The organism is Stappia sp. TSB10P1A, assembly GCF_900185725.1.
GTDB lineage: Bacteria > Pseudomonadota > Alphaproteobacteria > Rhizobiales > Stappiaceae > Stappia.
Map to the genome: position 1 here is coordinate 143681 of NZ_FYAU01000014.1, position 21737 is coordinate 165417.

At 70.1% G+C, this 21737-nt stretch carries 21 protein-coding genes and 1 pseudogene; 2 read left to right on the top strand and 20 right to left on the bottom strand.

What is annotated here, in order from left to right:
- Positions 1-20: 20 nt before the first annotated feature.
- The 20 genes and pseudogenes from TSB10P1A_RS04240 to TSB10P1A_RS23970 all read right to left on the bottom strand — a co-directional run.
- Positions 21-848 carry a carbon-nitrogen hydrolase family protein gene (locus tag TSB10P1A_RS04240; protein ID WP_186386647.1) on the bottom strand — a complete coding sequence of 276 codons (828 nt, stop codon included), beginning with the start codon at positions 846-848 and terminating at the stop codon, positions 21-23.
- Positions 845-1588, bottom strand: coding sequence for a YqcI/YcgG family protein (locus TSB10P1A_RS04245; protein ID WP_186386648.1), 744 nt, complete (start codon positions 1586-1588; stop codon positions 845-847). The genes TSB10P1A_RS04240 and TSB10P1A_RS04245 overlap by 4 nt, the downstream gene beginning before the upstream one ends.
- Entirely contained in the window at positions 1585-2511 is a 927-nt protein-coding gene (locus TSB10P1A_RS04250) for a spermidine synthase (protein ID WP_186386649.1), read from the bottom strand. Before TSB10P1A_RS04250 ends, TSB10P1A_RS04245 begins: the two co-directional genes overlap by 4 nt.
- Positions 2508-3359, bottom strand: coding sequence for a class I SAM-dependent methyltransferase (locus tag TSB10P1A_RS04255; protein ID WP_186386650.1), 852 nt, complete (start codon positions 3357-3359; stop codon positions 2508-2510). Before TSB10P1A_RS04255 ends, TSB10P1A_RS04250 begins: the two co-directional genes overlap by 4 nt.
- Complete coding sequence (locus TSB10P1A_RS04260) at positions 3356-4327, bottom strand: hypothetical protein (protein ID WP_186386651.1); 972 nt, start codon at positions 4325-4327, stop codon at positions 3356-3358. Before TSB10P1A_RS04260 ends, TSB10P1A_RS04255 begins: the two co-directional genes overlap by 4 nt.
- On the bottom strand, positions 4324-5505 hold the full coding sequence (locus TSB10P1A_RS04265; protein ID WP_186386652.1) for a hypothetical protein: 1182 nt from the start codon (positions 5503-5505) through the stop codon (positions 4324-4326). The genes TSB10P1A_RS04260 and TSB10P1A_RS04265 overlap by 4 nt, the downstream gene beginning before the upstream one ends.
- 109 nt (positions 5506-5614) lie before the next feature.
- Complete coding sequence (locus TSB10P1A_RS04270; RefSeq protein ID WP_186386653.1) at positions 5615-6724, bottom strand: mandelate racemase/muconate lactonizing enzyme family protein; 1110 nt, start codon at positions 6722-6724, stop codon at positions 5615-5617.
- A complete protein-coding gene (locus TSB10P1A_RS04275; RefSeq protein ID WP_186386654.1) occupies positions 6721-7626 on the bottom strand; it encodes a DMT family transporter in 906 nt (301 codons plus the stop codon). The genes TSB10P1A_RS04270 and TSB10P1A_RS04275 overlap by 4 nt, the downstream gene beginning before the upstream one ends.
- 7 nt (positions 7627-7633) lie before the next feature.
- Positions 7634-8608 (bottom strand): glycine betaine ABC transporter substrate-binding protein, encoded by a 975-nt coding sequence (locus tag TSB10P1A_RS04280; RefSeq protein ID WP_186386655.1) that lies wholly within the window; start codon positions 8606-8608, stop codon positions 7634-7636.
- Positions 8609-8769: 161 nt separating this feature from the next.
- Positions 8770-9687: an aspartate carbamoyltransferase gene (locus TSB10P1A_RS04285; RefSeq protein ID WP_186386656.1), complete on the bottom strand. Its 918-nt coding sequence runs from the start codon at positions 9685-9687 to the stop codon at positions 8770-8772.
- A 51-nt stretch (positions 9688-9738) separates the two neighbouring features.
- A complete protein-coding gene (locus TSB10P1A_RS04290) occupies positions 9739-10689 on the bottom strand; it encodes a ThiF family adenylyltransferase (RefSeq protein ID WP_186386657.1) in 951 nt (316 codons plus the stop codon).
- 29 nt (positions 10690-10718) lie between these two features.
- The gene (locus tag TSB10P1A_RS04295; RefSeq protein WP_186386658.1) at positions 10719-11171 is read right to left on the bottom strand and encodes an SET domain-containing protein-lysine N-methyltransferase; all 453 of its coding nucleotides are present in this window, start codon (positions 11169-11171) and stop codon (positions 10719-10721) included.
- Between the two features lie 168 nt (positions 11172-11339).
- Positions 11340-11948 (bottom strand): maleylpyruvate isomerase N-terminal domain-containing protein, encoded by a 609-nt coding sequence (locus TSB10P1A_RS04300; protein ID WP_186386659.1) that lies wholly within the window; start codon positions 11946-11948, stop codon positions 11340-11342.
- Positions 11945-13051: a cupin domain-containing protein gene (locus TSB10P1A_RS04305; RefSeq protein WP_186386660.1), complete on the bottom strand. Its 1107-nt coding sequence runs from the start codon at positions 13049-13051 to the stop codon at positions 11945-11947. The genes TSB10P1A_RS04300 and TSB10P1A_RS04305 overlap by 4 nt, the downstream gene beginning before the upstream one ends.
- Positions 13052-13081: 30 nt before the next feature.
- Positions 13082-13729: a maleylacetoacetate isomerase gene (gene maiA, locus TSB10P1A_RS04310; protein WP_186386661.1), complete on the bottom strand. Its 648-nt coding sequence runs from the start codon at positions 13727-13729 to the stop codon at positions 13082-13084.
- Positions 13730-13733: 4 nt separating this feature from the next.
- Complete coding sequence (locus TSB10P1A_RS04315) at positions 13734-14429, bottom strand: fumarylacetoacetate hydrolase family protein (protein ID WP_186386662.1); 696 nt, start codon at positions 14427-14429, stop codon at positions 13734-13736.
- A gap of 15 nt (positions 14430-14444) precedes the next feature.
- Entirely contained in the window at positions 14445-16436 is a 1992-nt protein-coding gene (locus TSB10P1A_RS04320; protein WP_186386663.1) for a TRAP transporter fused permease subunit, read from the bottom strand.
- Positions 16437-16512: 76 nt separating this feature from the next.
- Entirely contained in the window at positions 16513-17493 is a 981-nt protein-coding gene (locus TSB10P1A_RS04325; RefSeq protein WP_186386664.1) for a TAXI family TRAP transporter solute-binding subunit, read from the bottom strand.
- Positions 17494-17591: 98 nt separating this feature from the next.
- Positions 17592-19271, bottom strand: a complete 1680-nt coding sequence (locus tag TSB10P1A_RS23645) for a benzoate-CoA ligase family protein (RefSeq protein ID WP_244292980.1) — start codon at positions 19269-19271, stop codon at positions 17592-17594.
- Positions 19272-19418: 147 nt separating this feature from the next.
- Positions 19419-20375: pseudogene (locus tag TSB10P1A_RS23970) on the bottom strand (FAD-dependent monooxygenase); the annotation flags it as partial.
- Between the two features lie 85 nt (positions 20376-20460).
- Between TSB10P1A_RS23970 and TSB10P1A_RS04335 the strand changes: the two are divergent.
- Both TSB10P1A_RS04335 and TSB10P1A_RS04340 read left to right on the top strand, forming a co-directional pair.
- Complete coding sequence (locus TSB10P1A_RS04335) at positions 20461-20886, top strand: thioesterase family protein (protein ID WP_186386666.1); 426 nt, start codon at positions 20461-20463, stop codon at positions 20884-20886.
- Positions 20867-21661 (top strand): IclR family transcriptional regulator, encoded by a 795-nt coding sequence (locus tag TSB10P1A_RS04340; protein ID WP_186386667.1) that lies wholly within the window; start codon positions 20867-20869, stop codon positions 21659-21661. The genes TSB10P1A_RS04335 and TSB10P1A_RS04340 overlap by 20 nt, the downstream gene beginning before the upstream one ends.
- Positions 21662-21737 lie beyond the last annotated feature (76 nt).

The following is a 21737-nucleotide window of genomic DNA, read 5'->3' on the forward strand; positions in this document are numbered from 1 at the left end:
AGGCGGCGCCGGTGCGGCCCTTACGCGGGGCGTGGCGGCGTGAGGACGAGATGCGTGCGGATGGTCATCGGATAGGCCGCCCTTGCCCGGGCGAGCGCCGCCCTCGACAGCCTCACCGCCGCCAGCGGCCGCGCCGGGTCCGTCAGCGCCAGCAACTCGCCGCCCGGATCGATGACGAAGCCGCCGCCGCCGAAAGCGGGCTCCCCGCCGCCGGCGCGGTTGGAGCTGGCGACATAGCACCCGGTCACCAGCGCGGTCGCCCGCGCCACCGTCAGCCAGCGGTCGAACCCCTCGGCGGTGCTGGCCCTCGGCACCAGCAGCACATCCGCGCCGAGGCGGGCCAGCATGCGCGGCACCTCCGGCACCATCAGCTCCGAGCAGATGGCGAAGGCGAAGCGGAAGCCGCCGTGATCGAAGGTGCCGAAGGTGCGGCTGCCGGGGCAAAACCAGGTGTCTTCGTGGAACCCCGGCTCTTCCGGCAGGCAGAGCTTGTGATGCAGCGCGTGATAGCGCCGCTCCAGCCGGACGAAACCCTCGTTGATCAGCTTGCTGCCGGCGGGAAGCGCGGTCGACCCGAACAGGGCGAGGGGCGGGAGGACATCCAGCGCGGCGATGCCGGCCGCATGGGCGGCGGCGGTCCTGCCGGCGCGGCCGAGCTCGAACGCCGCGCTCGCCGCCGGCCAGCGGCCGAAGGGCAGTTCGTTCAGCAGCAGCGCCTGCGGCCGTGTCCGCGCGACGCCGTCAAGTAGGTCCCGCCAGGCGGCATCGCCGGGGCTGAGGCCGTCGGGCAGCTCGCAGACCGCCAGGGACAGCGTCTCCCCGTCCTGCGGCTCATGCATCCGGGTCATGGCTCGGACCTCATCTTGAACGGGCAGGTGCCGGCCGGCAGCGCGTTGGTTTCCGCAAGCCCGTATTGCCACCACTCGATATCGCCGGCCTCGTAGCTGCCGAGCGCCGGGCTGTGCGGCAGCCCGTCATAGGCATGGATGCGGCGGCGCAGCCGCTCGCGTACCGCATGGCCGCGCGGATTGTCGCCGGCGACGATGTCGAAACGTTCGCGCGGATTGATGATGAAGGCGAGCGACGGTCCGAGATTGCGGCTGCGGCGGATGCGGTGGGCGGGGTTGCTCATGTTGACGAAGAGCTGCAGTCCGGCAAAGCACATGGTCCAGAACGGGCTCGAGGGCAGGCGCGAGACCTCGCTCGGCCAGGGGGTGCCGTCCCGGTCGTGCCAGGCCTGCAGTACCCGCCAGCCGATCTCGTGATAGGCCTCGACACTGTCGGCCGCGACGGTTTCGGGGTGGAAGATCATCGCCAGCGGCTCGGCGGTGGCGATGTCTCCGTCCCAGCTCCGCGACCGCTCGACATAGGCGGACAGCGCCGCGCTGCCGCGGGCAAGGTCCTCGGCCTCCAGCCCGCCGACGAATGCGAAGAGGATGCGGCCGCGCCGGCAGGCGTTCTGCGAGAAGAAGCAGGGAAAGTTGGTCGGCATCTGCAGCCGCTCCAGCAGCCGCAGGGCCGCCTCGCGCTCCCATGCCGCCAGCCGGTCCGATCCGGCTTCGATCTCGATCTGGGGAAACAGCGTCATGTCGTCGTCTCCATGAAGGTGGGGTGAGTGGGGACGGGGATGGGGGTTGCCGCGTCGAGCGCCGCCCGCACGATGGCCGGGCGGTGCAGCAGCGCCAGATGGGTTTCCGCGTCGTAGTGGCGGCGCATCGCGGCGGGCAGGGCGGCGATGCGCCGCGCCATCGCGGCTCTGGCGAAACGGTTGAGGCTGCGGTCGCGGCTGGCGATGGCAAAGCCCCAGGCGACCGCGAGGCTCGGGATCGGGTGCTCGTAGACGACGACATCGGCGAACAGGCGCCGCAGGCGCGCCACCGTCTCGGCCTGAAACGAGATCGCCGCCGGATGGCAGTGCCCGACATGGGTGACGAGCAGCCCGCCGGGGGCAAGCAGGTCGGCCGCCGCCGCCAGCGCCTCCATGTCGAAGACGCCCGCCGCATAGGACGTGTCGGCCGCATCGGGCAGGTCGAGCAGCACGAGATCCGCCCAGCCGCCGAGATCGCCGCGCTTTCGCGCCAGCCAGGCGCGGGGATCCTCGAACTCCAGCCGGTAGTCGAAGGAAAACGGCTCCTGCGGCTGCAGGTGCGGCAGGTGATAGCGGCAGAGCCCGGCCAGCGTCGGGTCGAGGTCGACATGGTGGAGCCCGCGCAGCGACGGCAGGTGCTGCAGGCGGTTGACGATGCCGCCATTGGCGCCGCCGATGACGACGATCCGGCGCGGATGCCCATGCAGGGCGACGGCCGGCGACATCAGCATCTCGTGATAGAGAGCCTCGTCGAACTCGCAGGACTGGATCAGCCCGTCGATCAGCAGCGCCCGTCCATAGGCGGCGAAGCGGACGATGCGGTAGCGGGTCAGCCCGGTATCGCCCTGTGCCAGCACCGCGTCGACCGTCAGCAGGCGGGTGTCGCCCGCCTCCAGCAGCGGATGGTGGAGGGGCGGCGTCACGGCAGCGCCTCCGCGATCACCGCCGCATAGCCGAGCAGCCCCTTGCGTGAGACGTCGGCCTCATAGGCGGCAAGCGCCAGCGAGGTCTCGAAATACTCTTGCGAGGTGGCTGCGACAATCTCCCGCCGCAACTCCCGGCGCACCTCGACGGAGCGCGCCTGCCAGGTGCGGAACCGCTCCGTCGTGTCGAGCACATGCCGGACGCGAAACCCCGCGACGGTCAGCAACTCGCCATATTCGGCGGCGGTGTAGACATGCGGGCAGGTCCAGTCGGTGGTGAGCTTGCGCCAGTCGGCGGCGTCGATGTCGCCGAGGCGCACCCGCTCGAAGATCGCGAGCCGCCCGCCGGGCACCAGCAGCGACCTTGCGCGGGCGAACAGCCGGGCGGCGTCGAAATGGCAGGCGGCCCCGGTGCTGTAGATGCCGTCGAACCGCTCGGCAAAGGCGTGCTCGTAGACATTGCCGGCGATCAGTTCCACCCCGTGGCCGGCCTTCCGCCCGGCGGCCAGCGAGGCCAGCGACAGGTCGATGCCGGTGACGGTCCAGCCCATCTCGCGGGCCAGGAACGCCGCGACGAGGCCGCGGCCGCAGCCAAGGTCCAGCACCCTGGCGCCGGCCGGCACCTGCATCAGGGCCGCCATCAGCCGCAATTCGTCGGCGCTGTTGTCGCTGAACTGGCCGATATACTGGTCGGCTCCGAACACCTTTGGGTAGATCAGATCGTGCACCTGCGCATTGTCGGCCATCGTCTGGTCGTACAGGGCCTGCACGGCGGCAAAGTCCTCCGGTGCCGGTGCCGGTGCCTTTGCCTGTGTCGGTGCGGCGGTGCGGGACTGTTCGGCGGTCATCTGCGGTCCTCCATTGGCTGGCGGGCGGGCGCGCTGCGGCGGCCGGCCAGGCGCGCGCGCAGGTCCTTCGGCAGCGACACCATGTGGCGATGGGTGGTGCCGTCGTAATAGGTGAGCGGCCCGTCCAGCCGGGTCGCGACGAGACGGTCGACAAGGCTCGCCGGCCGTCCCGCGAGATCGAGATCCCGGTGGGCGCCGACGGAAAACAGCCAGGACGTGCCATAGGACTGGGCGTGGCAGACCAGCGCCTCGGCATGGGCGAAGTGGCCGGCCGTCAGCGCATGGATCATCGCCGCGTCCGCGCCCGCGCAAGGACCGGCGGCTCCCGCCCAGGTGACGAAGGCGCCGGTCGGCGACACCACCCTCGCCAGTGCCGCGAAATGCGCGGGGGCGAACAGGAATTCCGCCGGCGAGCCCGGCAGCGGTTCGCTCACGTCATGGATGACGAGGTCGTAGGGCGCCGGTGCCGAGGCCAGGTGGTCGCGAATGTCGGCGATCACCAGGCGATAGCGCGGGTCGTCGTGGAAGCCTTGCGAGATATGGCTGAAATGGCTGAGGGTGAGCGCCGCCATGCGGGCGTCGATCTCCACCTGGACGACCTCCTCGACCCCCCGGTGCTTCAACGCCTCGCGCACCGCGCCGCCCGGTCCCCCGCCGACCACCAGCACCCGGCGGCAGTCCGCGCCGAGGGCCAGCGCGGCGGGATGCACGATCGCCTCGCTATAGATGTATTCGTCGCCCTCCAGGTGCTGGATGCGGCCGTCGAGCAGCAGGCCGCGCCCGAAGGCGCGGGTGCGCACCACCTCGATGCGCTGGCCGCCCTCGCCGGCGAGCACCTGCCGCTCGACGATCTCGTGGCAATGCGCCTCTCCCGGAGCGACCGCCTCGAAGGTCCATTCCTGCGGCCAGCGCACCGGCCTCGTCGCGGCGGGCGGGCCGGCGACGGCGATCCCGGCTCGCGCGCTCACTGGACCGCCTCCTCGGCAAGGTCGCCCGGCCGGATCAGGGTCAGCGCGCCGGAGCCCTCGGCGAGATACTCGGGCGGAAAGGTCTGCCCGAGGAAGCGGGTGATCATCGAGTAGCAGTAGGAGCCGGCCTGCGAGAATTCGATCCAGTCGCCGATCTCGACCTGCGGGATCGTCTGGCGCCGGGCCAGGAAGTCGCGGGAATAGGTGGTGTTGCCGACGATATCGACCGGCTGGTCGAAGTCCGGCCGCGCCCCCTTGCCGTTGGTCATCACCCGGACCGGGTTGTAGTCCTCGTAGAACATCGCCCTCGGGATCATCGACGCGCTGGCGTCGACGCAGACGAAGTAATGGCCCTCGCGCCGCTTGACGTCGGTGACCTGGGCATAGAAGCGCGCGGCATTGCCGAACATCGCCCGGCCGGGCTCGATCACCAGCCGGATCGGCCGGCCGCGCCGCCGGGAGAAGTCGGACATCAGCGCGGTGATGCGGGCGTTGTAGTCGTCGAAGTCGAAGCGCGTCTCGTCGAGCGGAAAGCCGCCGCCGACATCGACATAGGCAAGGTCGGGGAAGCGGTCGGAGAGTTCCAGCGCGCGCTCGATGCCGGCGACCATCTCGTCGACGCTGACGATGTCCGTGCCGATATAGACATGGCTGCCGGTGGCGGCGAGGCCGAGGCTGCGGCAGGCCTCGAGCGCCGCGTCCAGCTCGTGGTCCTGGATGCCGATGCGGCTGTCATTGCCGGTGAACGGGCTGATGCGCGAGCGTTCGGACGTGTTCAGCCGCAGGCCCACCTCGGTCTTGAGGCCGAGCTTGCCGAACTGGCCGATCTGGGTCAGCGAATCCAGATGCAGCCGGATCCCGCGCGCCACCAGATGCCGCATCATCGCGCTGGTCAGGCCGGTGCTGGCGAAGATGATCCGCTCGGACGGGAAGCCGCAGGCCTCCGCCAGCCGCAGGTGCTTCAGCGAATTGACGAACAGGCCCATGCCCCGCTCGCGGATCTTGCCGAGCAGCACCGGGTTGTCATTCGCCATCGAGGCGAAGAAGACGCTGGTATGCGGATAAAGAACGCTCTCGAAGCGGGCGAAGTTCTCCTCGATCTTCTCGTTGTCGTAGAGATAGAAGGCGGAGTTGATCTTCTCGGCTCGCATGTCCATCAGGTAGTCGATCTGGTTCATCTGTCTCTCTCCGGCGGTTGGCAAGGGGGGGTGAGCGGGTGCGGCGTCGGGTTGACGGTCTCCCATGCGGTCGGGGGTTCGACGGGCTCTGCGGCGATCCGGCGGTCCGTCATCGGAACAGGGCGATCGGCTGGCCGAGCGCGGCCTCGTCGGGAACGATCCCGAGCCCCGCACGGGTGCCCGGCACGGTGACGCCGTCGACGATCTCGAACGCGCCCTGCGCATAGCTCTCGGTGTTGAACTCGCGGCAGCTCCACAGGCCGAACAGATGCGCGCGCGGCGTCGCGGCGGCGGCGTGCAGCGCCGCCATGTCGGCGATTTCCGTGCCGCCCGACGACGCCCAACTGAGCGAGAGGCCGGCGATCTCGCAAAAGGCGGTGAAGCGCCGGGCGGCGGCAAGGCCGCCGATGCGGGACAGCTTCACATGGACGATGTCGGCGGCATTGTCGCGGGCGAGGCGGGCCAGCACGTCGCCGTCGGTGACGCTCTCGTCCAGCGTCATCGTCGCCCCGGTGGCGCGGCGGACCCGGAGGCAGGCCTCGTAGGTGGCGCAGGGCTGCTCCAGGTTGAAGCCGAGCGGTTCGATCGCGCGGGCAACGCGCAGCGCGTCGGCCAGCGTCCACAGCCGGTTGGCATCGGCGATGAAGATCTCGTCCGACCGGCGGATGCCGGCGAGGCGTTCGTAGAGCGCGATGTCGGCGACCGCCTCGCCGCCCGGCTTGGTGGAGAAGATGCGGTAGCCGGGGCGCTCCCGATAGGCGGCGATCCGCTCGGCCATCTCCTCGAACGGGCCGTGATAGACGGCGCAGTTCATCGGGATCCGGTCGCTGCCCAGTCCCCCGAGCAGCCGGTAGACCGGCAGCCCGGCGCTCTTGCCGAAGAGGTCGTGGGCGGCGATGTCGAAGCCCGACTTGACATAGGCATGGCCGTCGAGATGCCGGTCCATCACCGCGTGCAGCGCCGCGATGTCGGTCGGATCGGCGCCGATCAGCGCCGGGGCGAGCACGTCGATGCCGGCGCGCGCGCCCTCGGCGAATTCGGGCAGATAGCTGCGGCCCCAGGGGCTGATCTCGCCCCAGCCGACCAGCCCCTCGTCGGTGTCGAGGCGCAGGATCGTGCCGTCGATGCTCGCCTGCGCCGTGCCGGAGGCGCCGGTCGTGTAGCGGGTCTCGCCGAAGTCGATGGGCAGACGGTACACCGCGATACGGTCGATCTTCATGAGCTTGCCTCCGGTGCGGGGGCCGGTGCCGGTGCGCGCCGGCCCTGCAGGATCGAGAAAATGACGGCGGCCATCACCACCAGGCCGCCGAGGGCGGTCGTGAGCGGCGGCACGTCGGCGAAGGCGATCCACACCCATAGCGGCGCGAGGGGCACGTCGAGCGTGCTGATCAAGGCCGCCTGGCCCGAGTTGAGATGCCGGGCGCCGAGCGTCAGGAACAGGATGCCGAGCCCGAGCTGGGCGATGCCGAACGCCGTGAGCAGGGCGAGGGCGCGGCCGTCGACCTGGCCGAACTCGGCGAAGGGCAGGGTGATCAGGAACGAGGCGAAGGCCGAGGCGCAGGCCATCGCCACCATGGAGTGCGCCTTGCCCCAGCGCACCGCGACGATCATCAGCGCCATGAACACGGTCATCGCCATCGCGTAGAGGTCGCCGAGGAGCCCGCCGCCGCCGAGCGATCCGCCGACGATGACGGCGACGCCGGCAAGGGCGACGAGGCTGGCCCACAGCGTCGCCGGGGCCGCCGGCTCGCGCAGCAGCAGCCAGGAGAAGGCGGCCGCGACGAAGGGGGCGGTCGCGTAGATCAGCACCACATTGGCGACCGAGGTGTTCAGATAGGCATTCAGGTTGAAGATCATCGCCAGCACGCTGGCGGCGATCGCCACCAGTCCGGGCAGGCTGCGGAACACGGAGAACTGCGCCAGCCCGGCGCGCCCCTCGCGCGCCAGCATCACCGCCAGGATGAACAGGCCGGCGACCAGGCCGCGCAGGCACAGCATCGTCCAGACGCTGGTGTCGATCAGCCGGGTGAACAGGCCGGCGGTGCTGTAGCAGGCGGCGGACAGCACCAGCAGGATCATGCCGATGCGCATCTGCCGGGCGGTGTCGGAGGGATCGCTCATGCCGGCCTCACTGCGCCTGCGCCGCGCCGAGCCATTCGGCGACGGTGTCGCGATTGGCCGCCAGCCACGCGCCCGCCACCTCGTCCGGCGACTTGCCGGCGACGCCGGTTTCCGTCACCCAGCCGTTGATCACCGCCGGGTCGAAGGTCACCCGCGTCAGGAAGGCGGCGACCTTCGGGAACCGGGTTTCCAGCGAGCGGGAATGGAACACATAGACCCGGCTCGTCTCGAAGGCGCAGGGAAAGGAGGAGGCCTCCAGCCAGTCCTCGCGCTCGCTCGGCGAGTAGACCGTGTCGCAGCCGGGCCGGTAGGCGGGCTCGGCCACCTGGGTCAGCGGATGCACGGAGAACACCCATTCCGGGGTCCAATGGTAGAACAGCAGCGGCCGGTCTTCCGCCCGCGCGCTCTCCAGCGCCGCCTTGAACTCCTCGTTGCTGGCGATCCACGGCTCCCACAGCTTGTCGAGGCCGTAGGACTTCATCTTGATGCGGTTGAGCCGCGTTGCGCCCCAGCTCTCCTCGCCGGCCCAGTATTCGCCAAGGCCGTTGCCGTCGGTGTCGAAGCGCCGGGCGATCTCGGGCGACTTCAGGTCCTCGATGCTGGCGATGCCGAGCGCCTGCGCCGTCGCCGTCGGCAGGAAGAAGCCCTGCACGGCCTCGTAGCCGGCATTGTGGCCGATGGTGGCGCGCTGCTCGACATGGATTTCCCAGGCCTTCTGCTGGTTCGGCATCCAGATGTCGGGGAAGACGTCGTGCTCGCCGTCGCCGGCATCCATCGAGGCGAGCGAGGTATCGGTGTCGGCCTCGCGGATCCGCACCGGCGTGCCGAGCTCCTGCTCGATCACCTGCGACAGCACCTCGGCGATCACCTTGGCGGCGTCCCAGTTCAGTCCGGTGATGGTCACCTGATCGGCGGCGGCGGGGGAGGCAAGGCCAAGCGCGCCGGCGGCGGCGAGGCAGAGGGTCGTCGGGATGCGGGGCATGAGTGCGGTCCTTCTGGGCAAGGCTCTCCCGTGTCCGGTCCGGCGGGCCGGCGGACGGGGCGAGGGCGGTGGCGGTGGCGGTGGTGAAATCTGGAGCGGCCCGAGCAATTCCGGGAAAAGCGGGAACCGGTCTTCCGTCCGGAATTGCGAAAAAGTCGAGGCTATTCGCGCTTGGCCGTGAGCAGGTGCTCCATGACGGCGATCCGCACGGGCACCCCGTTATGGGCCTGTTCGAAGTATCGGGCCTGGGGCATGGCATCGACGTCATGCGCCAGGTCCTCGACCCGCGGCAGCGAATGCAGGACGATCGCCTCCGGCCGGATGTCGGCGAGCCGGGCGGCGGTCAGCGCGAAATAGCTGTCGACCGGTTCGCCGCGGCGCTCGGTGATGCCGTTGTGATAGATCACGTCGACGCTGCGCTTGACGTCGTCGAGATGGGCGATGCGGGTGAAGCGGATGCCGGCGCGGCGATAGTGTTCGGCATCGGCATGGTCCATCCAGAACTTGTCCGGGCACAGGACGAAGATCTCGGCCTGCGGATAATGCGCCAGCGCCCGGATCTGCGAGCGGAAGGCGCGCAGATGCGTGCCGCCGATGATCAGGATCTTCAGCCCGTCGATCCGTCCGAACGCCTGCTCGATCGTGTAGAGGTCGATCAGCGCCTGGGTCGGATGTTCGGCGCGCAGGCCCATGCCGTTGCCGGCGTTGATCACCGGGATCGTGCTGGCGGCGGCGAAGTCGTAGACCGCGTCGGCCTGCGGATGGCGGATCACCGCGAGATCGGCGAAGCCGGACAGGACACGCGCCGTGTCGGCAAGGCTCTCGCCCCAGTTGGAGCCGGCCCGCGAGCTTTCCGGCTCGACGGTGATGACCCCGCCGCCGGCCCGCAGCACGCTCGACTGGAAGCCGTATTGCGTGCGTGTCGAGGGCGAGAAGAACAGCATGGCGGCAAGGGCTCCGGGAACCCGGCCGGCCGCCCCCGCGGCGATCTCGCGCGACCGCGCGAGGATCGCCCGGATCGCGTCGCCGCCCAGATCGTCGATGGACAGCAGGTGCCGTGGTTTGGTTGCGGCCGGCATGGCGGGCTCCCGGAGTTGTGAATGTCTTGAAGGGAGGCGGGGCGGCTGCGCTCAGCTTGCCGCGCGCCAGTCGAAGTCCGGCTTGAAATGGGCCTCGTGCACGCCGTCGTTGGCCCAGGTGCCGTCGAAGGCGTAGAAGCCGGCATCGAAGGTCGCCGTGTCGACGAGGTAATAGGCCGGGATCGGCGGCAGCGGCTCGCAATAGGGCGCCTTTTCCAGGCCGCACAGGACCAGCACGGAGCGGGCGGCGACATAGCCGCAGGCGATCGGCGGCACCGCGCCGAGGATCGGGATGTTGCCGACATCGTCCATCCATTCGTAGACGGTGTCGCGGTCGGGGAAGCGGGGGAAGTAGTTGGCCTGCATCTTGATCAGCCGCTCGACGTCGTCGCGGTCGAGCGTCTTGTCTTCGGCAATGCCGAGCAGCTCCTCATAGGTCATGCCGTGCTTGTCGAACTTGTAGACGGTCGACGCCCAGCCCCAGACGCAGGCGCACAGCATGGTGATGGCGCGCGGGCTCGCCCGATAGGCCCGGTGCAGCGCGTAGCGCTCGGAAATCAGGTAGAAATCCGTCATGTCGAGCAGCAGGTCGCAGCCCTCCACGAAGTCCTCGGCGGTGTGGCGCTGGATGCCGTCCGGATAGATCTCGACGGTCACGTCGGGCGTCATCTCGTGCACCATCTCGCCGACCACCATCGCCTTGTTGCGGCCGACCGTGTTCTTGCCGGCGCCGAGCTGGCGGTTGATGTTGGAGGCGTCGAAATGGTCCGGATCGGCGAGCTTGAGATGCCGCACCCCCATGCGCGCCAGTTGCACGGCGAGATAGGAGCCGATGCCGCCGCAGCCGGCGACGCCGACCGTCGCATTGGCGAGCTTGTCCTGGGAAAGCTGGCGCTGCTCCTCGTCGAGGCCGAGAAAGCACAGGGAGCGGGACACGCGCTCCTTGTAGAAGGCCTCGTCGTGAATGCCTTGCAGCTTGATCTTGCGGGCTTTTTTCAGCATGGAAGGGTCCTTTCGTCGATGTGGTGCGGTCAGGAGGCGAAGCTGTCGCCGTCCGGGTACTCGTCGAGATTGGTGTAGCGGATGGTGACTTCCGCCCCGGCGGCGATGGCGGTGAGGGCGCGCAGTTGCAGCCAGAGGCCGTCGGCCTCGAAGCTCCACTGGATCACGGCGTTGTTGTCGGCCGCGTGGTTGCAGTAGGACATGCCGCCATTGATCAGCGCATAGGTGTTGCCGGGATTGCCGGGCGCGTAGTCGGCCGGGTTGGCGAGCAGATGATCGAAGACGGCGGTGGGCTTGAGCGCAGCGCTTTCATCGGCATCGAAGAAGATGCCGGGGGCGCGCTGCAGCAGGGTCCCCGCGTCGACCGCCCTGCGCGCATAGACGCCGCGGCCCTTTTTTCCGGCTTCCCGGACGCAGATCAGCTCATATCCGCTCTCGAAATCTTCGGGAGTGGCTGAATATGGTCTTTCAAGGGATGACATAGTCTCTTTCCTCGCAGCCGACGTCTGTCGTCGAGGACAAGAGTATTGGGGGAGGCCCCGCGTTGATATGATCCGCAGGGCTCAATTCGGATCTATCCTGGCGTGTATTTCGTCAGGAAAGCGGCTTTTGCGTGTGGCTGCCGGTCGCGGCCCGAGGACTTGGACACGCTACAGATCGAGCAGTGCCGGGCTCGGCGCCGGCCTGTCCCGCGCCAGCGCCTCGGCAAGGCCGGGCGGTGCATCGGCGAGCCGGCCGCCGGCGCGAAGGTCGAGCCCGTGCCGCCACAGCGCGCGGGCGCGCAGCCACGGCGTCTCGGCAAGCGCGATCCGCCGCCCGGCCGCATCCTCGACCGCGCGCTCCCACTGCGGCGCCTCCAGGTCGCGCCATTCCACATCCAGGTGGATCGCGGAATGGGCGAACAGGTGCCGCAGCGCCCGCGCCGGCTGGCTTGCCTTGCGGCTGACGTCGTCCGGGTCCACCGCCGCGCGTCCCGGCATCGGCCCGGCCGCGCCGCCCCGCGCCCAGGCGGCGATCCCGCTGAGCGCCCGCGCATGATAGCCGACATGGGCGACGAGCTGCCGGCGCGTCACGCCGGGGATCGCGGAGGGCGCGTCGAGATCGCCGTCGTCCAGCCCGTTCAGCAGCCGGGCGAAGAAGGCGGTGCCCTGCCGCGCCCAGGCCAGCGTGCGGGCCGGGGCGGTCGCCGCGTCGTAGCGCGCCCCGGCGCCCTGGCGGCGGCGCAGTTCGGCGCGCGCCGCCTCCAGCGGATCGTTCATTGCCCGGCCTCCTCCACATGGGCGCGGGCGAAGTGCAGCCGCTCCATGATCGGCGCATCGGAAAAGCGGAACAGGTCGAACCGGGTCTCGGCCTGCAGCGACCAGGCGATCCAGGACGGGATGACGAACAGGTCGCCGGTCTCCAGCCGGTGCTCGTGCCCGTCCATGACCACCGCGCCGCGCCCGTCGAACACCTGGAACACGCTGGAGCCGACCTCGCGCCGCGTCGGCGTCTGGCAGCCGGCGCGCAGCCGGTGGAACTCGCAGCGGATCGTCGGCATCACGTCGCCGCCGGTCGTCGGGTTGACGTAGCGCACCGCCGCGTGGCCGGGCGCTGCCGTCGCCGGCTGGCCCTCCTCCTCCAGCAGCAACTGCTCGCTCAAGGCCCGGTCGGTGAACTCCCAGCGATAGGCGCCGATCGGCGAGCTGACGGTCGCCTGCAACCCGGAGAGCGGGCGCAGGCCCGGATGGCACCACAGCCGCTCGCCGCGCGAGAAGCGCGGCGTCGCATAGTCGGTCACCCGGTCGGAGCCGAATTCGAAGAAGCCGACATCGTTGTGCTGGGAGAAGGGGATGTCGAGCCCGTCGATCCAGGCCATCGGCCGGTCGGTGTCGTTGTGGTGGCCGTGGAAGTTCCAGCCCGGCGTCAGCAGCAGGTCGCCCCGGCTCATGCGCACCGGATCGCCGTTGACGACGGTCCACACGCCCTCGCCCTCGACGACGAAGCGGAAGGCGTTCTGCGAGTGGCGGTGCTCCGGCGCGGTCTCGCGCGGGCCCAGATACTGGATCGCCGCCCACAGGGTCGGGCTGACATAGGCATGGCCGCCGAGCCCCGGATTGGCGAGGCCGATGGCCCGCCGCTCGCCGCCGCGCCCGACCGGCACCAGCTTGCCGGAGGCCTCGGCCAGCGGCAGCAGGTCCGCCCATTTCCACACATGCGGGCGGGCGCGCGGCTTGGGGTGGACCGGCATCAGGTCGCCGATCTGCGTCCAGAGCGGGATCAGGTGATTGTCGGCGAAGCCGCGATACAGCGCGCGCAGCTCGGGGCTGTCCTGCGGCTGCATCGCGTGCTCGACCGTCTCGTGCGTCAGGGCGTCGTTCATGGCACTCTCCGTTCCGTCTCGGGTGGCGGGTCAGGCGGCGTCCGGCTGCCGCGGCGGGGCCGCCTCGGCAAAGGCCGGGATGGCGTCGAGCCGGCCGAAGATCGCGGCGATGGTCGGCCAGGCGTCAGTGTCGATCTGGAAGCGGCGGTTGTTCCACACCTGCGCGTAGAGGCAGATGTCGGCAAGGCCCGGCGTGTCGCCGTGGCAGAAGGCGCCGGTCTCGCCGTCCCGCGCCAGCATCGTCTCCAGCGCGTCGAAGGTGGTCGTGACCCAATGGGTGAACCAGCGCGCCTGCGCCGCCTCGTCGGCGCCGAACTGCTCGGCCAGATAGCCGAGCACCCGCAGGTTGTTGAGCGGGTGGACCTCGCAGGCGATCATGTTGGCGAGCGCCCGCACCCGTGCCCGCCCGTCCGGATCGGCCGGCAGCAGCGGCGGCTGCGGCCGGGTCTCCTCCAGCCATTCGATGATCGCCAGCGACTGGGTCAGCACCCGCCCGTCCTCGCGCTCGAGCGCGGGAACCAGCCCTTGCGGGTTGAGCGCCAGGAACTTCGGTGCGCGCGTCTCGCCCTTGCGCAGCGCGTAGGAGACATAGCCGTAGTCGAGCCCCTTCAGCTTCAGCGCGGCGCGCAGCCGCGTCGAGGTGGAGGAGCGGAAGAAATTGTGCAGCACCAGGGTCATGGGATCACTCGCGCGGGCCGATGGGGGTGACGATCTCGCCGAGCCCCTCGATGGCGACGGTGCAGGTGTCGCCGGGGGCGAGCGGGCCGACGCCGGCCGGCGTGCCGGTCATGATCAGGTCGCCCGGCCGCAGCGCGATCGAGTGCGACAGGCTCGAGACGATCTCCGGCACCGACCAGATCAGCTCGCTGAGATCCGCGTCCTGGCGGATCTCGCCATTGACGGCAAGGCGGATGAAGCCCCTGTCGGGATGGCCGATCCGCTCGGCCGGATGCACCGGGCCGATCACCGCCGAGCGGTCGAAGGCCTTGCCGAAGTCCCAGGGCCGGCCCTTGTCGCGCGCGGCGAGCTGCAGGTCGCGCCGGGTCAGGTCGTTGCCGACCGCGTAGCCGAACACATGCGACAGGGCGGTGTCGCGGGCGATGTCGCGCCCCGCCCGGCCGATCGCCACCACCAGCTCGGCCTCGTAGTGGAAGTTCTCGGTCTCCGGCGGATAGGCGACGCTCTCGCCGCTCGCCACCACCGCGTCGGCCGGCTTGGTGAAGAAGAACGGCGGCTCGCGCTCCGGGTCCTTGCCCATTTCCCGGGCATGGGCGGCATAGTTGCGCCCGACGCAGAAGATGCGGCGCACCGGCAGCAGGGCCTCGCTGCCGGCGACAGCCACCGTCGGCACGGGGAGCGGCGGGAAAATATACGACATCGATCGGTCCTTCCTTCAGTCGCGTGTCAGGGGAGAGGCGGTCGCCGGCGCCGGGGCGCTTCCGGCCCGCCACAGCAGGGCGAGGGCGACAAGGCCCGCGCCGTTGATCCACAGCGTCGCCTCGCCGCCGATCCCCGGCGGCAGCAGCAGGGCGAGGCCGGCGGCGGCGGTGGCGAGCCGGCGGGCCGGGCCGGCCGGTCCGTGCAGCCAGCCGACAAAGGCGGCGGAGATCGCGTAGACGCCGAGCGCTGCGGTGACCACCGCCACCAGACTGTCGAGCGGGTCGCCGATCAGCAGCAGGGCCGGCGAGAACACGAACAGGAACGGGACGATATAGGCGGTCCAGCCGAAGCGCATGGACTCCATGGCGGTCGCCATCGGCGGCGCCTTGGCGATGGAGGCGGCGAAGAAGGCGCCGATGCCCACCGGCGGCGTCACCATCGACATCATGCCGAGATAGAAGATGAACAGATGCGCGGCGATCGGCTCGACGCCGGACTCGATCAGCGACGGGGCGACCAGAACGGCGAGCAGCAGATAGACCCCGACCGTCGGCATGCCCATGCCCAGCACCAGGCAGACGGCGGCGGAAATCAGCAGCAGCAGGAACAGGTTGCCCTGGCCGAGATCGACCAGCGCATAGGTCACGGCGAAGCCGAGGCCGGTGACGTTGAGCACGCCGATGATGAAGCCGGCGGCGGCGGAGATCATGATGATGTCGGTGATCGCGACGCCGGTCTCGACCAGGCAGTCCCACAGGTTGCGCAGGCCCATGCGCAGCGTGCCGTAGCCGCAGCTCAGGCCGATGCCGAGGGCGGCCAGCGCCCCCCACAGCGCCGCCGTCTCGGCCCGCTGGTTGAACCAGAACAGCGCCGCGACGATCGCCGCGAAGGGAAGGGCGAACACCCAGCCGCGCGCCAGCACCTGCGCCGCCCGCGGGATCTCCTCGCCCTCGACCGGGCGGATGTCCTGCTTGGCCGCCAGCAGGTCGGCCTGCGCGAACAGCGACACGTAGTAGAGCAGGGCCGGGACGATGGCGGCGACGACGATCTCCGAATAGGGCTTCTGCAGGATGTCGGCCATCAGGAAGGCGACCGCGCCCATCACCGGCGGGGCGATCTGGCCGCCGGTGGAGGCGACCGCCTCGACGGCGGCGGCGGTGGTGCGGCGGAAGCCGGACTTGATCATCAGGCGGATGGTGACGACGCCGGTCGCCACGATGTTGGAGACGACGACGCCGGAGATCGAGCCGAACAGGCCGGAGGCGACGATGGAGATCTTGGCGGCGCCGCCCCGGCGGCGGCCCATGGTCGCCATGGCGATGTCGTTGAAGAAGCCGGCGCCGCCCGAATGCAGCAGCACCTGGCCGAAGAACACGAAGGCGATCACCACGGTCGCCGCGACGTTGAGCGTCAGGCCGAGCAGGCCGTTGGGATCGAAGGCGAGATAGACCGCGAGCCGCACCGGCGCGACTTCCCGCGTCTGCAGGATGCCCGGCACCAGATGGCCGATCAGGCCATAGCCGCAGATCGTCAGCACGACGATCACCAGCACCCAGCCGACGCAGCGGCGCAGCGCCTCCAGCACCAGCGCGAACAGCGCGATGCCGGCCACCAGGGCGTCCCAGGGCAGCATCATCGCCCGCCCGACCAGCGAGGGATAGGCGGCCGCGACATAGAGCGACAGCCCCAGTCCGGCGAGGCCGAGCACCGGGTCGGCGAGGCGCTGCAGCCGGCTCATGTGGTGGCGGCCGATCGCCGTCGGATCGCCGAGAAAGACCAGCGCCAGCGCCAGTCCGAGGACCGCGGCGAGGAACTGCTCCGTATAATAGGAGTAGCCGAGCCGCGAGCCGAGATCGGCCGCCTGGGCAAGGGAAAGCAGCGTCAGCGTGCCGCCGAGCGCCGCGCGCAGCCGGCGCGTCGCGGCGACGCCGCCGCCATGGTCGCGGCCATGGTCGCCGCCATGGTTGCTGCCATGGGCGCCTTCCGGTGTCTGGGTGGGTGCCATTGTCTGTCCTGACGAGGTTCGATCGCGCGTGCCGGACGGACGGCGGAGTGCCGCCCGCCCGTCCACGACCTGAGGATCATTCGACCGGCGTCTGCGCGATGCCGCGCTTGGCGAAGAAGGCGACCGCCCCCGGATGGTAGTCGAGCCCCGGATAGGCCTTGTAGGCGCTCGCCAGGTCCAGCGCCCGCAGCGGCGGATAGGCGGTGCCGATCGCCTCGGCCTCGTCGAACAGCACGCCGAGCAGCGCCTCGACCTGCGCGTCGCTGACATGCGCGCCGGCGACCAGGATGTTGTCCCAGGTGACGAAGGCCATCGGCTCGTGCACGCCGACGCGGGGCGGCGCCGGGGTCACTTGCGAGAAGTAGAAGGCCGGGCGCACCGCGCGGATGCGGGCCAGCGTGTCGTCATTGGCCTCGATGGTCAGGAAGCGCACCCCGCCGACCGAGGCGTCGACCTCGGCCACCTTCGGGCCGCCAAGGGCGAAGAAGGCGCTGTCGACCCGGCCCGAGGCCATGTCGTCGGAGCCGCGGATCAGCTCCGGCACCGGCACCTGCCGCACGTCGTCCCAGGTCAGCCCGCCGGCCGCCAGGATCGCCGAGATATGGGAGCGGGCGATCGGAAAGGCGTCCCAGCCGGAGGGCACGCTGCGCCCCTTCAGCTCGGCCACCGCCTTCAGCCCGGAGCTTTCCTTGACATAGAGGCCGACCGGGAACGGGTTGACGCGGGCCACCACCCGCAGGTTCGGCATCGCCGCCGTGTATTCGCCGCTGCCCTCAACGGCGGAGATCACGTCGTTGACGTCGTTGAGCGAGAATTCCGCCAGCCCCTCGTTCACCGACTGCATCATCTGGGCATTGCCGCCATAGGGCTGCACCACCATGCGCATGCCGGCGCTGGTGCGGGCCTGGCCGGCGATCACCGAGGCCATGGTGTTCCATACCGAGCCCTGCGGCGGCGTCGAGATCGAGGCCACCTGGGCCAGCGCGGTTGCGGCGCCGCCGATCAGCACGGCGGCGGCCAGGGCGCAGTTCGCAAGTCGTTGTCCAATGCGTGTCATGTCTTCCTCCCCTTCAAAAACCTGTCGTTTTGGCTTTGGCGGCCCGCTCCGTCCCTGGTGCGCGAGGCTGCCTCGGTCCTCCCGGCGTGCCGGCCCGGTCACGCCCGCTGCAGCAGCGCCTGGCGGTCGATCTTTCCGGTGCCGGTTTTCGGAAGCTCGTCGATGTAGTCGATGAGGCGCGGATACTTGAACGGCTGCAGCCGCGACTTGACGTAGTCGCGCAGCCGCTCGCTCTGCTCGTCGCCCTGGCGCGAGCCCTCGCGCAGCCGGACGATCGCCCGCAGCGTCATCCGCCGGTCGGGCAGTTCGTGCGCCAGCACGGCGCATTCGTGCACGTCCGGATGCTCGTTGAGACAGCGCTCCACCTCCAGCGGCCAGACCCACTGGCCGGACACCTTGATCAGGTCGTCGGAGCGGCCCTGGAAGTAATAATGTCCGTCCCGCTCGACGAAGCGGTCGCCGGTATGGATCCAGCCGCCGCGCATCGTGTCGCGGGTCTTGTCGGGCCGGTTCCAGTAGCAGGGCGCGGAGGAATGGCCGCGCACCAGCATCACGCCTTCCTCGCCCGGTTGCGCCGGCCGTCCGTCCGCCGTCTCCAGCCGGATCTCGTAGCCGGGCACGCGCCGGCCGGCCGCGCCGATCCGGTGGTCGTCCAGCGCGTTGGACAGGTAGATGTGCAGCAGTTCGGTGGAGCCGAGCCCCTCCGTCGGGCCGTGGCCGGTGCGTGTCTTCCAGGCGTCGTAGACCTCCTGCGACAGGATCTCGGCCGCCGACATCGACTGGCGCAGCGACGACAGGTCCCGCGCCGCCAGCGACGGCGCCCGCGCCAGCGCGGTGTAGAGCGTCGGCAGGCCGAAAAGCACGCTCGGCCGCCATCTCTCGATCAGCGCCAGCACGTCGTCCGGGCGCGGCTGGCCCGGCATCAGCAGCGTCGTCGCGCCGACCGAGAAGGGAAAGGTAAGGGCATTGCCGAAGCCATAGGCGAAATAGATCTTCGGCACCGAGAAGCAGATGTCGTCCGGCGACAGCTTCAGCACATGGCTGCCGAAGGAGGCCTGCGTATAGGCCATGTCGTGATGCAGATGCACGACGCCCTTCGGCCGGCCGGTCGAGCCGGACGAATACATCCAGAAGGCCATGTCGTCCGGGCCGGTCTCGGCGCAGGCAAGCTCCGTGGCCTGTCCGGCAAGGAAGGCCTCCGCCGCCATCTGCCGGTCGCCGCCCGCCGGTTCTGAGGCCGGTTCTGGCGCCGATCCCGCGACCGATCCTGAGGCCGGGCCGTTGACCAGGATCACCCGCTCCAGCGCGCTGCCGGCCAGCGTGTCGCCGGCGAACCGGTCGGCAAGCGCCGCCTCGCACAGCGCCAGCCGTGCGCCGGTGTCCTTCAGGAAGAAGTTCAGCACCTCGGGCGTCGTCTGGATGTTCAGCAGCACCGGCACCAGCCCGGCGCGCACCGCGCCGAAGAAGGCGGCCGGGTAGGCCGGCGTGTCGTCCAGGAAGAACGGGATGCGCTCGCCGCGCCGCAGCCCGGCGGCAAGGAAGGCATTGCCCCAGCGCGCCGCTTCGCCGACCAGGTCCCGATAGGTCAGCGTGCCGGCGGGGCCGGTCACCGCCGGCTTGTCCGGGTTGCGGGCGAGATTGTCCCACAGGATCGCCGAACAATTGGCGTGGTTGGCCTTGTCGAAACCGATCTCGGCCGCTCCCGGCGTGTCGTCGCCGACCGGATCGACGATGGCCGGCGCCGGCGCATTGGCCTTGGCGGCCTCGTAGCGAGCCATGAATTGCGGGGCGATGGAGCGCAGCCGGTCCATGTCGACCCGGCCCGAGCGGGTCATGTAGTCGAAGGCGAAGTCGAGCGGCGGCAGGTCCATCTTCGCCGCGAAGCTCTCGTACCAGCCGGCCGAGGTGTTGGCGGCGTCGACGATCTTGCGGGCGATCGGCTGGCGGTCGCGCTGATAGGCGGCCAGCGCCGCGTCGACATCGTCCTGCGCTGCGAGCGCGCGCACCAGGGCGATGGCGTCCTCCATGGCAAGGCGGGTGCCCGAGCCGATGGAGAAATGCGCCGTGTGGACCGCGTCGCCGAGCAGCACGTGGCGCCCGGCCACCCAGTTGCGGCACCACAGCCGGGGAAACTGCCGCCACATCGAGCGGTTGGTGATCAGCGGCGCGCCCTCCAGCACCTCGGCGAAGATCTCGCCGCAGACCCGGGCGCTCTCCTCCTCGTCCATCTCGGCGAAGCCATGGGCGCGGAAGGTCGCCGCGTCGCATTCGACGATGAAGGTGCTGCGGTCGGGCGCGAACCGGTAGTGATGGGCGTTGAGCGAGCCCTTGGCGCTGCGCACGAAGCTCTGCGTCAGCGTGTCGAAGGGGCGCGGCGTGCCGAACCAGGCGAAGTGATTGTCGAAATGCTCGAGCCTCGGCTCGAAGGCGTCGGCCAGGCTGGCGCGAACCAGCGAGTTCAGCCCGTCCGCGCCGACGATCAGGTCCGCGTCCAGCTCGTCCAGCGCGTCGACGCGGTGGGAGTAGCGCATCTCGACGCCGAGCGAGGCGGCATGCCGGCGCAGGATCTCGATCAGCTCCAGCCGGCCGATGGCCGAGAAGCCGACCCCGTCGAGCAGCACCTGCCCGCCCGGCAGGTTCAGCGTCATGTTGCGCCACCGCTCCATATGCGGCGTGACCAGGTCGTGAATGTCCGGATCGTCCGCCTTCAGGAAGTCCAGCGCCTGGTCGGAAAACACCACTCCGAACCCGAATGTCGCCCCTTCCGGGTTCTGTTCGCTGACCCGCACCCGCACATGCGGCAGCAGGCGGCGAAACAGGATCGCCGTGTACAGCCCGGCCGGGCCGCCGCCCAGCACCTCGACCTTGGAAAGCCCGCGCATGCTCCTCCCTTTCCCTCTCGACAAGCGTGGGAGGGGAAGATACAAACAATTCCACAATATGCAACATCTTTCATATGGTGGAATTATGAGCCGGCCAGCCCACAGTTTCTCGACCCGCGCCAGCTTCGGCGACTGCGATCCGGCGGGGATCGCCTTCTATCCGAACATTCTCGGCTGGCTGGACCGGACCTTTCACGACTGGCTCTGGGAGTTCGGCGGTCATGCCGCCCTGTGCGCGCGGCTCGGCGCGCGCGGCATCGGCGTCATGGAGGTTTCGGCCCGCTTCCTGGCGCCGATCCGCGAGGGCGACCGGCTGACGGTCGAGCTGGCGGTGGAGGAGTGGAAGGAGCGGGCGGTGCGGCTCGCCTATCGGATCGGCTCGGGGGACCGGCTGGTGGCGCTCGGCCACGAGACCAGGGGACTGTTCGCGCAAGGCCCGGACGGTATGATGGCGGCGCGACTCGATGCGCTGCGCGATGTGCTGGAAGACCATGAAAAACAGGCAGGATGAGACGGAAGAGGGCGAGCCCTCCGGCGGCATACAGTCGCTCGACGCGGCGCTGCGGCTGCTCCGGGTGATGACCGGCTACAGCCGCCCCATGGCCCTGTCGGAGATCGCCCGCGATTGCGGCATGCCGCTCAGCAAGGCGCATCGCTACCTTGCCTCGTTCCTGCATGCCGGGCTGGTCGAGCAGGCCGGCCGCTCCGGCAAATACGATCTCGGCGCCGGCGCCGTGCGTCTCGGCCTTGCCGCCCTGGCCCGGCACGACTTCGTCAACCGCACGGCGGAGGAGCTGCCGGACCTGTGCGGCGAGACCGGCCTCACCGGCCTGCTGTCGGTCTGGGGCAACCAGGGCGCCACGGTCATCCGCTGGGAGCGCACGGCCTCGCCGGTGATAACCTCGATGGGGCTCGGCACGACGCTGCCGCTGCTCAACTCGGCGACCGGTCGCGCCTTCCTCGCCTGGGCGCCGCAGGGCGCGATCCAGCAGGCGCTGGAGGTCGAGTTGCAGCACGCGCGCCACAACCCGAACCTCATCTCCGACCTGACCGCCACAACCGACGGCGTCGCCGATCTGCGCCAGGCGACCCGCGCCGCCGGTTATGCCACCGTCGACGGCCGGTTTATCCCCGGTCTCGTGGCCATTGCCGCGCCGATCCTCGACTGGCAGGGCGAGGCGCAGGCGGTCGTGACCCTGATCGGCACCGATCCGGCCGCGACCCGGCCGGGCTCCGATCCGGTCGCGCGGCTGCGCGCCTTCGCGCAGCGCCTGTCGCTGACGTGACCTGATTAGACGTTACGTAACGTCATATGAGCCGTCCCGGCCGACGCGCGGCCGATCCGCTCCGGCGCCTTGCGGG

Coding starts and splice junctions, on each gene's coding strand:
- TSB10P1A_RS04240 (WP_186386647.1), bottom strand. CDS start 848: ATGACCCGGATGCATGAGCCGCAGGACGGGGAGACGCTGTCCCTGGCG.
- TSB10P1A_RS04245 (WP_186386648.1), bottom strand. CDS start 1,588: ATGACGCTGTTTCCCCAGATCGAGATCGAAGCCGGATCGGACCGGCTG.
- TSB10P1A_RS04255 (WP_186386650.1), bottom strand. CDS start 3,359: ATGACCGCCGAACAGTCCCGCACCGCCGCACCGACACAGGCAAAGGCA.
- TSB10P1A_RS04265 (WP_186386652.1), bottom strand. CDS start 5,505: ATGAACCAGATCGACTACCTGATGGACATGCGAGCCGAGAAGATCAAC.
- TSB10P1A_RS04270 (WP_186386653.1), bottom strand. CDS start 6,724: ATGAAGATCGACCGTATCGCGGTGTACCGTCTGCCCATCGACTTCGGC.
- TSB10P1A_RS04275 (WP_186386654.1), bottom strand. CDS start 7,626: ATGAGCGATCCCTCCGACACCGCCCGGCAGATGCGCATCGGCATGATC.
- TSB10P1A_RS04280 (WP_186386655.1), bottom strand. CDS start 8,608: ATGCCCCGCATCCCGACGACCCTCTGCCTCGCCGCCGCCGGCGCGCTT.
- TSB10P1A_RS04285 (WP_186386656.1), bottom strand. CDS start 9,687: ATGCCGGCCGCAACCAAACCACGGCACCTGCTGTCCATCGACGATCTG.
- TSB10P1A_RS04290 (WP_186386657.1), bottom strand. CDS start 10,689: ATGCTGAAAAAAGCCCGCAAGATCAAGCTGCAAGGCATTCACGACGAG.
- TSB10P1A_RS04295 (WP_186386658.1), bottom strand. CDS start 11,171: ATGTCATCCCTTGAAAGACCATATTCAGCCACTCCCGAAGATTTCGAG.
- TSB10P1A_RS04300 (WP_186386659.1), bottom strand. CDS start 11,948: ATGAACGATCCGCTGGAGGCGGCGCGCGCCGAACTGCGCCGCCGCCAG.
- TSB10P1A_RS04305 (WP_186386660.1), bottom strand. CDS start 13,051: ATGAACGACGCCCTGACGCACGAGACGGTCGAGCACGCGATGCAGCCG.
- maiA (WP_186386661.1), bottom strand. CDS start 13,729: ATGACCCTGGTGCTGCACAATTTCTTCCGCTCCTCCACCTCGACGCGG.
- TSB10P1A_RS04315 (WP_186386662.1), bottom strand. CDS start 14,429: ATGTCGTATATTTTCCCGCCGCTCCCCGTGCCGACGGTGGCTGTCGCC.
- TSB10P1A_RS04320 (WP_186386663.1), bottom strand. CDS start 16,436: ATGGCACCCACCCAGACACCGGAAGGCGCCCATGGCAGCAACCATGGC.
- TSB10P1A_RS04325 (WP_186386664.1), bottom strand. CDS start 17,493: ATGACACGCATTGGACAACGACTTGCGAACTGCGCCCTGGCCGCCGCC.
- TSB10P1A_RS23645 (WP_244292980.1), bottom strand. CDS start 19,271: ATGGCTCGCTACGAGGCCGCCAAGGCCAATGCGCCGGCGCCGGCCATC.
- TSB10P1A_RS04335 (WP_186386666.1), top strand. CDS start 20,461: ATGAGCCGGCCAGCCCACAGTTTCTCGACCCGCGCCAGCTTCGGCGAC.
- TSB10P1A_RS04340 (WP_186386667.1), top strand. CDS start 20,867: ATGAAAAACAGGCAGGATGAGACGGAAGAGGGCGAGCCCTCCGGCGGC.